The 9,518-nt window shown below is 45.2% G+C and carries 7 protein-coding genes and 2 pseudogenes; 6 read left to right on the plus strand and 3 right to left on the minus strand.

The features are described 5' to 3' along the window. The 3 genes and pseudogenes from JX312_RS04800 to JX312_RS04810 all read left to right on the plus strand — a co-directional run. Positions 1 to 343: pseudogene (locus JX312_RS04800) on the plus strand (malate dehydrogenase); the annotation flags it as partial. Positions 344 to 566: 223 nt separating this feature from the next. Further along, a complete protein-coding gene (gene serC / locus JX312_RS04805; protein WP_123407678.1) occupies positions 567 to 1,634 on the plus strand; it encodes a 3-phosphoserine/phosphohydroxythreonine transaminase in 1,068 nt (355 codons plus the stop codon). Between the two features lie 13 nt (positions 1,635 to 1,647). After that, complete coding sequence (locus JX312_RS04810) at positions 1,648 to 2,568, plus strand: NAD(P)-dependent oxidoreductase (protein WP_204457230.1); 921 nt, start codon at positions 1,648 to 1,650, stop codon at positions 2,566 to 2,568. Positions 2,569 to 2,929: 361 nt separating this feature from the next. On the opposite strand, the gene folE is transcribed toward JX312_RS04810, so the two are convergent. The 3 genes from folE to tpiA are packed head-to-tail and all read right to left on the minus strand — an operon-like array spanning position 2,930 to position 4,859. Then, positions 2,930 to 3,514, minus strand: a complete 585-nt coding sequence (gene folE / locus JX312_RS04815; RefSeq protein ID WP_124030905.1) for a GTP cyclohydrolase I FolE — start codon at positions 3,512 to 3,514, stop codon at positions 2,930 to 2,932. A 25-nt stretch (positions 3,515 to 3,539) separates the two neighbouring features. After that, positions 3,540 to 4,061, minus strand: a complete 522-nt coding sequence (locus JX312_RS04820) for an SPOR domain-containing protein (protein ID WP_123407521.1) — start codon at positions 4,059 to 4,061, stop codon at positions 3,540 to 3,542. A 45-nt stretch (positions 4,062 to 4,106) separates the two neighbouring features. After that, on the minus strand, positions 4,107 to 4,859 hold the full coding sequence (gene tpiA, locus JX312_RS04825) for a triose-phosphate isomerase (RefSeq protein ID WP_204457231.1): 753 nt from the start codon (positions 4,857 to 4,859) through the stop codon (positions 4,107 to 4,109). A 223-nt stretch (positions 4,860 to 5,082) separates the two neighbouring features. On the opposite strand from tpiA, the gene uvrB reads away from it, so the two are divergent. The 3 genes and pseudogenes from uvrB to JX312_RS04840 all read left to right on the plus strand — a co-directional run. Continuing rightward, on the plus strand, positions 5,083 to 7,182 hold the full coding sequence (gene uvrB, locus JX312_RS04830) for an excinuclease ABC subunit UvrB (RefSeq protein ID WP_204457232.1): 2,100 nt from the start codon (positions 5,083 to 5,085) through the stop codon (positions 7,180 to 7,182). Between the two features lie 11 nt (positions 7,183 to 7,193). After that, positions 7,194 to 9,167 carry a YgiQ family radical SAM protein gene (locus JX312_RS04835; protein ID WP_123407527.1) on the plus strand — a complete coding sequence of 658 codons (1,974 nt, stop codon included), beginning with the start codon at positions 7,194 to 7,196 and terminating at the stop codon, positions 9,165 to 9,167. A gap of 4 nt (positions 9,168 to 9,171) precedes the next feature. Then, positions 9,172 to 9,518 (plus strand): annotated as a pseudogene (locus tag JX312_RS04840) (PD40 domain-containing protein); the annotation flags it as partial.

Consider the following 9,518-nt stretch of genomic DNA (forward strand, 5'->3'; position numbering starts at 1 on the left):
GAATATAATTGACCTCCGTGGCAGATCCTCTTTCCAGAGTCCTGCATATCTTTCGATTGAAATGATTGCGGCAGCTATGGGTGGTCCTTCGTTCAAATGGCCGGCAGGCGTGTACGTCAACGACAAGAAATTCAGCCATATTATGATGGCAATGGAGACAACCATAAATAAAGACGGGGTATCATTCAGACAGGTAGATGGCACTCCTGAAGAAAACGCCGCACTTGAAAAGAGTTATCAGCATCTTTGCGCATTGCGAGATGAAGTGATTTCTCTCGGAATCATGCCTCCTGTCTCGGAATGGAGCAGGCTGAATCCCTACATGGACGAAGAGACCAGATGAAATGTCGGAGGCAACGCTTATTTGAACGAAAATGTCGGCTAAATATCAATTTAGAGGCAAATTATTAATTATCACATATTTGTCAAAAACACATCCACATTTTAACATAAGAGGACAGATGTTTTCCAACATCTGTCCTCTTTTTTATTGCCAAAAATTTTTGTCATTATGATTTTAGCACTATATTTGCCAATAAAATTCATTTTAACCATTTAAAACGATCATGAAGAAACACAATTTTTATGCAGGACCAAGTATCCTCAGTCCGTACACGATTCAAAAGACAGCCGAGGCTATCCAGGATTTCTCCGACATGGGACTCTCAATACTTGAGATCTCACACCGTAGCAAACAATTTCAGGCTGTGATGGATGAGGCGGTTGCACTTACAAAAGAGCTTCTGCACCTTCCGGAGAATTATCATGTGCTCTTCCTCGGTGGCGGTGCAAGTCTGCAATTCTGCATGGTTCCGTTCAACCTTCTTAACAAGAAAGCCGCTTATATCAACACCGGCACATGGGCTACAAACGCCATTAAAGAAGCTAAACTTTTCGGAGACGTAGAAGTTCTCGCATCATCAGAAGACACAAAGTTCAACTATATACCCAAGAACTTCACAATCCCCAATGATGTGGATTACTTCCACTTCACCTCAAACAACACAATTTACGGAACAGAAATACGTCACGATTTCGACACGGAAGTGCCGGTAGTGTGCGACATGTCATCCGACATCTTCTCCCGTGAATTTGATCCGACCAAATATTCATTGATATATGCCGGCGCACAGAAGAATCTCGCACCTTCCGGTGTGACAATAGTAATTGTGAAGGAAGATATACTCGGCAAGGTAAACAGAGAGATTCCAACCATGCTCGACTACCGCACACATATCAAGAAAGGTTCCATGTTCAATACTCCTCCGGTTCTTCCTATATATTCCGCTCTCATGACTCTGCGTTATTACAAAGAGATGGGCGGTGTAAAGGCTATGGAGAAACTCGATATGGAAAAAGCAACGTTGCTTTATGATGAAATCGACCGTAACAAACTCTTCACCGGCACGGTAGCTGAAGAAGACAGATCAATCATGAACGTATGCTTCGTAATGAAACCCGATTATGCCGAACTTGAAAAAGACTTCATGGAGTTTGCGACTTCGAAAGGAATCGTGGGCATAAAGGGACACCGTTCAGTAGGCGGATTCCGTGCTTCTCTCTATAACGCACTTCCTCTCGACAGTGTTAAAGTGCTTGTAGATGCAATGAAAGAATTCGAAGCTAAACATTAATCAGAATTTATCTATGAAAATATTGGTTTTCACCGAAAAGCCTTTTGCTCCCGCAGCAGTAAAGGCTATAGCGGATACTGTAAATGCTTCCGGTAATGAACTCAAGCTCGTCGAGGGGGGAACCCGAGAGGATTTTGTGGAGGCAATCGCTGATGCGGATGCATTGATTGTCAGAAGCGACAAAGTAGACCGTGCACTTCTTGACCACGCAAAAGCGCTGAAGGTAATAGTTCGTGCCGGAGCCGGATATGACAACATCGACCTCGATGCGGCATCGGAACGCAAGATTTGCGTTATGAACACACCCGGGCAAAATTCCAACGCAGTCGCCGAACTCGTTTTTGGAATGATAGTGATGATGTGCCGCAACCAGTATAATGGCAAATCAGGTACTGAACTGAAAGACAAATCTTTGGGCATATATGCTTACGGACAGGTGGGACGTAACGTTGCACGCATAGCCAAAGGATTCGGAATGAAGCTTGAGGCTCTTGACAAATTCGTTGACGATGCTGTGATGGAGGCGGACGGAATCAAGCCGCTTCACGATGTCAAGGAGCTTTTTGCAAACAATGACTTCGTTTCACTTCACATTCCGGCAACTCCCGAGACCCGCAATTCCATCGGTTATGACCTCGTCATGCTTATGCCTGAGAACGGTGTACTTGTAAATACCGCCCGCAAAGAGGTTATTGACGAGGCAGGATTGATGAAGGCTCTTGAAGAACGCCCTGACTTGCGTTATGTGTCAGATATCAAACCGGATGCAGCAGAAGAATTTGAACACAAATTCGCATCTCGCGTTTTCTTCACTCCAAAGAAAATGGGTGCGCAGACAGCTGAAGCCAACTTCAACGCAGGCGTTGCCGCGGCAGAGCAGTCAATCGCGTATCTTAAAGACGGTTGGAACAAATATCAGGTAAACCGTTTCTAAAACAATTGATGAGTGAAAAATCAAACCAAGCACTGCAATTGATTCATTGAATCATAATCAGCTTAAATACAATCCGGGCTGCCAAACAGGCAGCCCGGATTATATTTTCAGGCATACGAATTCTCCAGGCATCAGGACTGAAATAAAGTTTGAACTTGTTTGAACCAAAAAATTTTCCTTAAAAATCTGATGTTCAGTATGGGAATTTAACACTAAAAATTTGGCCGTATTTTCTTATCTACATATAAATATACCCCTTCTTTTATCTCAGAAAAAGATCGCACTCCTACAGATATTTCACAAAAACCTGAGCCATAATGAGAAGTGGATACTTATAGCTTAAAAAATGTAAAGACACGTTTCAACAGTTGAGGAGACGCATGAATTCTTCGCGCAGTGTAGGCTCTTCAGCAAAACGGCCGCTGTAATCGAAAGTAGTTGTGGCGGAATCCTGTTTTTCCACGCCACGCATCTTCATGCATAGATGTTCTCCTGTGCAACAGACTATGACTCCATCTGTAGGCATTGCCTCGTCAAGTAGATTGCAGATCTGGGAAGTGAGACGTTCCTGCACCTGAAGGCGTCTTGCAAAACTGTCAACTATGCGTGCGAGTTTTGAAAGACCTATCATACTACCTTTGGGGATGTAACCTATAGAGACGCGACCAAAAAAAGGAAGTATGTGATGCTCGCACATGCTGTAGAACTCTATGTCTTTGACAATAACCATTTGCGAACCGGCATGCTCAAAAATCGCCTGACGCGCTATTGTCAATGGCTCGCTGCGATAGCCCGAAGTGATATCAAGTATTGCCTTCGCCGCCCTCACCGGTGTTTTTCTGAGACCTTCGCGTTCAGGATCCTCGCCCACAAGCTTAAGAATCGCCGAATAATGCTCTGCAATCTGATTAACAAGATCTTCTTTATGATTTTCGATACGTCCCATTATTATATTGATTCTACGAACTCTTTTATTTGATTATGACAATCGGACTCTTTACGACACGCATTTCTGAGGCGAATTGCGGAAACGCTCTCTTCAACTCTGCAAGTGCTGATGCCGCATCTTCTGAATTTATGAAATTCCCGACACGCGTATACCAGTTCGGAGCACTTGAAAACGTATATATCTGCCCTCTGTATTTCGGGAAACGGGAAACTATCGCACTTCCGCGTGCCTTTGCCCTTGATTCGAGAGAGTGTTGACTACGCCCATCACTGAACACCTGAATTCGATAACCGGTCATTTTGTTGATACCGGGCTTGATGACAGGACCATTCGATTTCTTTACCATGTCCTGATCGGAAATCAACAGATCAAGAATATCATCAGGAATGGAGATAACGACATTGCCATGCGAACCAAGTTCGATGGATTTCACCGGATTCTCACTTTTTGAACCCGTTTCAGATTGAGCGGCAACCGGGAGAATGTATCCCCCGGTTGCAACAAATATCAGGAATGTCGCTATTAATTTATTAAGCGATGCCATTACAGTCTGTTTAGCGGTAAAAACCGTATGTGAGTATCACGCGATTCAGCAAGCCTCGATTATGCCGAGGAAAGACTCAGCCTCAAGAGCCGCGCCTCCGATAAGACCTCCGTCGACATCCGGTTTCGCAAACAATTCAGGAGCGTTGCCTGGTTTACAGCTGCCGCCATAAAGTATTGAAGTGTCTTCGGCAACTTCCTTGCCATATTTGTCTTCAATTACCTTGCGGATGTGGGCATGCATGTCCTGAGCCTGCTCGGCTGTAGCGGTTTTACCGGTACCGATAGCCCATACAGGTTCGTAAGCTATGATGATTTTTCCGAAATCCTCCGCGCTGAGATCAAACAGAGCCTCTACCTGACACTTTACAACATCGTTATATGTGCCGTTCTCTCTCTCTTCAAGAACTTCACCTACACAGAAAATAGGTGTAAGGCCATTTGCAAGAGCGAGTTTTGTCTTTGCAAGAAGCTGCTCGTTGTTCTCTCCGAAATACTGACGGCGCTCGCTGTGACCGAGTATCACGTGAGTTGCACCTGTCGATTTAACCATAGCCGCGCTGACCTCGCCAGTGTATGCACCTTTCTCATGCTCTGAACAATTCTCTGCACCAAGCTTTACAAGTTCGCTTTCAAGAACTGCGTTTACACTTGTAAGATGAGTGAAAGGAACACATACAACAACATCACAATTCACTGTTTTACCCTTAAGAAGGCTGTTAATCTGGTTTGCCAACTCAACACCCTCTTCGAGCGTTGTGTTCATTTTCCAGTTGCCTGCTACAACATTTTTTCTCATTTTATTATATGTTTATGCAAATGATATCTGCTTTTTCACCTGCAAAGTTAACCTATTTTATTCACCTATCCAAATTTTAACAAACCGTGTATGCCTATAAAGAAGCTGTATGGACTCGATTGATACGAATTTATCCGTTTTTAACACGATATCGTATGGTTTTAATAGTTTTTCAAACAACTAATTTTTTGACATGTTGGTCATTTTTACTATTTTTGCGGTTATGGATTTTAAACTCACTTCAGAATACAGACCTACGGGCGATCAGCCGGAAGCGATCGCTGAACTCACAGAGGGTGTGAACCAGGGAATGAGCCATCAGACCCTCCTTGGAGTCACCGGAAGCGGAAAGACATTCACCATGGCAAATGTGATACAACAGGTGAAACGTCCTACTCTTATATTGTCACACAACAAGACTCTTGCCGCTCAGCTGTATTCGGAATTTAAAAACTTCTTTCCGGAAAATTCAGTTCAGTATTTCGTAAGTTACTACGACTATTATCAGCCGGAAGCCTATATTCCCTCTTCTGACAAATATATTGAGAAGGATCTGATGATCAACGACCAGATCGAGAAACTCAGACTTTCCACTGTGGCGGCTCTTCTTTCAGGAAGGCGCGATGTGGTGGTCGTATCAAGTGTCAGCTGCATATACGGTATGGGAAATCCTCAGGATTTCGCACAGACAGTGGTTCGTATAAACCGTGGCGACCGTATATCGCGCAACGCGTTTCTCCGAAAGCTGGTGGATTCACTGTACAGCCGCACGGAAATCGAGCTAAGGAGCGGACAATTCAGGGTGAAAGGCGATACAGTAGACATTCTTCTCTCTTTTGAAGATATTCAGTTAAGAGTGGTGTTCTGGGGTGACGAGATAGAAAGCATACAGACTGTCGACCCTGAATCGGGGACAGTATTGACAGATCTCGACGGATTCAATATTTATCCGGCAAACATATTCGTCTCATCGAAAGAAAACACGGCACGGGCTATTGACAGGATTGCCGTTGACCTCGGAGCACAATGCGAGTTTTTCCGCAATGAAGGAAAACTTCTTGAGGCGGAAAGACTTCGTGAACGTGTCACTTATGATCTTGAGATGATAAAAGAGCTCGGACACTGCAGCGGTATCGAGAACTATTCAAGATATTTCGACGGGCGAGAACCCGGCATGCGTCCGTTCTGTCTTCTGGACTATTTTCCCAAAGATTACCTTACAATTATTGATGAAAGCCACGTCACCCTTCCGCAGATCCGCGGCATGAATGGAGGAGATCTGTCACGAAAGATGAATCTGGTTGAATACGGTTTCCGGCTGCCGGCTGCGATCGACAACCGCCCTTTGAAATTTGATGAGTTTGAAAGACTCACCAATCAGGCAATATATGTCAGCGCTACTCCCGGTGACTATGAGCTTCAACAGACGGAAGGTGTTTTCACCGAACAGGTGATCAGACCTACCGGGCTGCTGGACCCGGAAATTGAGATTCGTCCTACAATGAACCAGATTGATGATCTTATGGAGCAGATACGCCTGCGCATAGAAGCCGGAGAACGCACGCTGGTCACTACGCTGACCAAACGCATGGCTGAAGAGCTCAATGACCACCTTATCAAGTGGGGTGTAAGCAGCGCGTATATACATAGTGATGTGGATACTCTTGAAAGAATACGGATTCTCGAGGATCTGAGACAGGGTGTCTACGATGTACTGATTGGTGTCAATCTTCTCCGTGAGGGTCTTGACCTTCCGCAGGTGAGTCTCGTCGCGATTCTTGATGCCGACAAGGAAGGCTTTCTGCGCAACCACAGGTCGCTGACTCAGACTGCGGGTCGCGCCGCCAGAAATGTTCACGGCAAAGTGATAATGTATGCCGACAAAATAACCGACAGCATGCAACGCACCATAGACGAGACATACCGCAGACGCAAGAAACAGATGCAATATAATGAGGAACATGGCATAACCCCCACGCCGATTGTCAAGAAATCCGGCAACGACCTCATTGAGATATATGAATCTTCTGAAAAGAGAAATGACAGCGGACGCAAAACGCCGAAAACTTCTGTTTCAAACAAAGACAACAAGGCGAAGGTCAGTCCAAGACCCTATTATGAAGAAGAACATCGTGTAGATGTTGCTGCTGATCCTGTAATCGGATATATGGCACCCGATGAGTTGAGTGTGCAGATTGAGAAACTCAACGCACGGATGGTCGCAGCCGCGAAACGTACAGACTTCATAGAGGCGGCACAGTTGCGCGATGAGATGCTGAAATTGAAAGACCGCTTGGATTCCATCAATTCCGGCAATAATTAAAGGACTTTCAGATGACTGCAAATAATAAAAAAATCATAAATCATAAGGATTCGGCAAACAACCTGCTTTTGCCGCCAAGAAACAAATACCTTCCCACCTCCAGGGATGAGATAAATGATCTTGGATGGGATCAGGTAGATATCATTTTGTTTTCGGGTGACGCATATGTAGACCATCCGTCTTTTGGTGCGGCTGTGATCGGGCGTGTACTACAGAAAGCCGGATATAAAGTCGCGATAGTTCCCCAGCCAAACTGGAGAGATGACCTCAGAGACTTCAGAAAACTTGGCAAGCCGCGCCTTTTTTTCGGAGTTTCAGCAGGTGCTATGGATTCCATGGTAAACCACTACACCGCGAACAGACGCCTCAGACATGACGATGCCTACACACCCGGCGGGAGACACGGTATGCGTCCGGATTACCCGACCATAGTCTATTCCGACATCCTTAAGGAACTTTATCCGGACGTGCCGGTAATAGCCGGCGGCATAGAGGCATCTTTACGAAGAGTGTCTCATTATGACTACTGGCTTGACAAACTGCGTCCGTCCATTCTTGCCGACTGCAAAGCGGACATGATAATATACGGCATGGGAGAACGCCCGATATTGGAAATTGCCAAAAGAATCGCGAACGGAGAAGAGATAAACAGCATCTCTGACATTCCTCAGACTGTTTTCTTTTCAGATGAAAAACCGGGTGAGGCCGACATTGTCTTACACAGCTATGAAGAGTGCCTGAAAAATAAAAAATCACAGGCATTGAATTTCAGGCATGTTGAAGAAGAATCCAACAGATATGAGGGAAAAACCATATGGCAGAAGACCGGTAACCGCATGATTCGCATAAATCCGATGTATCCGCCTATGACATCCGACGAGATAGATGCGTCTTTTGATTTGCCTTACACAAGAATGCCGCATCCCCGATACCGCGGAAAACATATTCCAGCATACGATATGATACGGCATTCCGTCAATATGCACAGAGGATGCTTCGGTGGATGCGCGTTCTGCACCATATCCGCCCATCAAGGCAAATTCATAGCTTCAAGGTCAAAGGAATCCATACTCAAAGAGGTGGGACAGGTATGCTCCATGCCTGATTTCAAAGGATATATTTCTGATCTTGGCGGACCATCGGCAAATATGTACGCAATGGGAGGATCCGACAAAAAAATATGTCAGAAATGCGCCAGACCATCATGTCTTCATCCCAAGCCATGCCCCAACCTCAACAACGACCACTCCCCTCTCCTTGACATTTACCATGCAGTAGATTCATTGCCGGAGGTCAAAAAGTCGTTTATCGGAAGCGGTGTCAGATATGACCTCGCAATGGCTGCGGCAAAGAGTGACAAAACTGCTGCGGCAAACCGTTGCTACCTGAAGGAACTGATAACAGACCATGTCAGCGGGCGACTCAAGGTGGCACCTGAGCACACCTCCTCCTCTGTGCTTGACGTTATGCGCAAACCTTCTTTCGATCTTTTCAGAAGATTCAAAAGAATTTTCGATGAAACAAACCGCAGGAATGGTCTGAGGCAACAGCTTATACCGTATTTCATATCATCACATCCGGGATGTCGTGAGGAGGATATGGCTGAGCTCGCATGCATTACCAAGGAACTGGATTTTCACCTCGAACAAGTGCAGGATTTCACTCCTACCCCGATGACTGTGGCTACAGAAATATATTATTCGGGTTACCATCCCTACACGGGGGAAAGAGTGTTCACGGCAAGAACCGAGCGAGAGAAACTCGCTCAGCGACAGTTTTTCTTCTGGTATAAACCGGAATCAAGAAAACAGATTACAGAATCTCTGAAAAAAATGCATCGTCCTGACCTTATCGAGACTTTGTATCCCCATTACCGGCAAACCGCTTCCAAAGCTCCTTGCTCCCGTAAGAAAATGACGGATGCCGTCAACAAGAGACATGATTACAGCAGAAAAAAGTCAAACAACAATAATTCCAAATATTAAGATTATGATTAAATTCAAGATTACGATGAGTGCAATCGTGGCATTATCGGTTCTCGGCGCCTGCAACAAGCAGAACACAGACGAGACTGTAATCGAAAAGCCGGAAGTTACAATAACCGACGGCATGATGACACCGGAAGTTCTTGAAGCTTTTGGACGCATCTCAGAGGCGACACCTTCTCCCGACGGAACTAAAATTATCTTCACTCTGACTTATGAAGACATACAGCTCAACAAGGGGAACTCCGAAATCTACATCATGGATGCTGACGGGAAAGATATGAAACGTCTGACCAAGACATCCGCATCAGAGGGTAATCTACAATTGATTGAGAACGGGAAAAAGATACC

The sequence above is a fragment of the Barnesiella sp. CU968 genome (assembly GCF_905219685.1).
In the GTDB taxonomy this organism is placed as follows: domain Bacteria; phylum Bacteroidota; class Bacteroidia; order Bacteroidales; family Muribaculaceae; genus Lepagella; species Lepagella muris_A.

Coding starts and splice junctions, on each gene's coding strand:
- uvrB (WP_204457232.1), top strand. CDS start 5,083: ATGGATTTTAAACTCACTTCAGAATACAGACCTACGGGCGATCAGCCG.
- JX312_RS04820 (WP_123407521.1), bottom strand. CDS start 4,061: ATGGCATCGCTTAATAAATTAATAGCGACATTCCTGATATTTGTTGCA.
- JX312_RS04835 (WP_123407527.1), top strand. CDS start 7,194: ATGACTGCAAATAATAAAAAAATCATAAATCATAAGGATTCGGCAAAC.
- folE (WP_124030905.1), bottom strand. CDS start 3,514: ATGGGACGTATCGAAAATCATAAAGAAGATCTTGTTAATCAGATTGCA.
- tpiA (WP_204457231.1), bottom strand. CDS start 4,859: ATGAGAAAAAATGTTGTAGCAGGCAACTGGAAAATGAACACAACGCTC.
- serC (WP_123407678.1), top strand. CDS start 567: ATGAAGAAACACAATTTTTATGCAGGACCAAGTATCCTCAGTCCGTAC.
- JX312_RS04810 (WP_204457230.1), top strand. CDS start 1,648: ATGAAAATATTGGTTTTCACCGAAAAGCCTTTTGCTCCCGCAGCAGTA.